Below are 1,552 nucleotides of genomic sequence, written 5' to 3' on the forward strand. Positions count from 1 at the left end.
CAGCGTGCGACCCGATCCGGTAGTAGTCAAGCGTATTAACAGGGGTGACGCAGGAGGGTAGCTTCCGCGTGGCGATGGTTGTCCACGTCCAAGGGTGTAGGGCGAGGAGTTGGCAAATCCGCTCCTCTTGCTTTGATGCTGAGCTTGAGACCTGATGGTGACCCCGTAGGGGGGAAGTAGGGTGATCCCATGCTGCCTAGAAAAGCCTCGGCGCGAGGTTCGAGCCGCCCGTACCCTAAACCGACTCAGGTGGTCAGGTAGAGAATACCGAGGCGTGCGAGTGAATCGTGGTTAAGGAACTCGGCAAAATGCCCCCGTAACTTCGGGAGAAGGGGGGCCTGAGGCGTGAAGCTCCTTGCGGGCTAGCGTTTGAGGGCCGCAGAGACCAGGGGGAAGCGACTGTTTACTAAAAACACAGGTCCGTGCGAAGTCGCAAGACGATGTATACGGACTGACGCCTGCCCGGTGCTGGAACGTTAAGGGGACCGGTTACTCACGCTTGTCGTGGGGACGCTGAGAACTTAAGCGCCAGTAAACGGCGGTGGTAACTATAACCATCCTAAGGTAGCGAAATTCCTTGTCGGGTAAGTTCCGACCTGCACGAATGGCGTAACGACTTCCCTGCTGTCTCAACCGCGAACTCGGCGAAATTGCACTACGAGTAAAGATGCTCGTTACGCGCAGCAGGACGGAAAGACCCCGGGACCTTCACTATAGCTTGGTATTGGTGTTCGGGACGGCTTGTGTAGGATAGGTGGGAGACTGTGAAGCTGGCACGCTAGTGTTGGTGGAGTCATCGTTGAAATACCACTCTGGTCGTTCTGGATGTCTAACTTCGGTCCGTGATCCGGATCAGGGACAGTGCCTGGTGGGTAGTTTAACTGGGGCGGTTGCCTCCTAAAGAGTAACGGAGGCGCCCAAAGGTTCCCTCAGCCTGGTTGGCAATCAGGTGTTGAGTGTAAGTGCACAAGGGAGCTTGACTGTGAGACCGACAGGTCGAGCAGGGACGAAAGTCGGGACTAGTGATCCGGCCGTGGAGTGTGGAATCGCGGTCGCTCAACGGATAAAAGGTACCCCGGGGATAACAGGCTGATCTTGCCCAAGAGTCCATATCGACGGCATGGTTTGGCACCTCGATGTCGGCTCGTCGCATCCTGGGGCTGGAGTAGGTCCCAAGGGTTGGGCTGTTCGCCCATTAAAGCGGTACGCGAGCTGGGTTTAGAACGTCGTGAGACAGTTCGGTCCCTATCCGCTGCGCGCGTTGGAAACTTGAGAAGGGCTGTCCCTAGTACGAGAGGACCGGGACGGACGAACCTCTGGTGTGCCAGTTGTTCTGCCAAGGGCATGGCTGGTTGGCTACGTTCGGAAGGGATAACCGCTGAAGGCATCTAAGCGGGAAGCCTGCTTCGAGATGAGGTTTCCGTGCCCTGTGAGGGGTGGGAGGCTCCCTGGAGATGACGGGGTTGATAGGCCGGGTGTGGAAGCAACGACTAGCGAGTTGTGGAGCTGACCGGTACTAATAGGCCGATCACTTGTCTACTACGCACCAGCT

1 rRNA gene (only partly in view) is annotated in these 1,552 nt (G+C 57.3%); it reads left to right on the forward strand.

The annotated features are described in order from the left end of the window. Positions 1 to 1,540: ribosomal RNA gene (locus AB0637_RS24745) — 23S ribosomal RNA — on the forward strand (it extends 1,726 nt beyond the left edge of the window). Positions 1,541 to 1,552: the final 12 nt, after the last annotated feature.

The organism is Kineococcus sp. NPDC059986 (assembly GCF_040702905.1).
Classification (GTDB): Bacteria; Actinomycetota; Actinomycetes; order Actinomycetales; family Kineococcaceae; genus Kineococcus.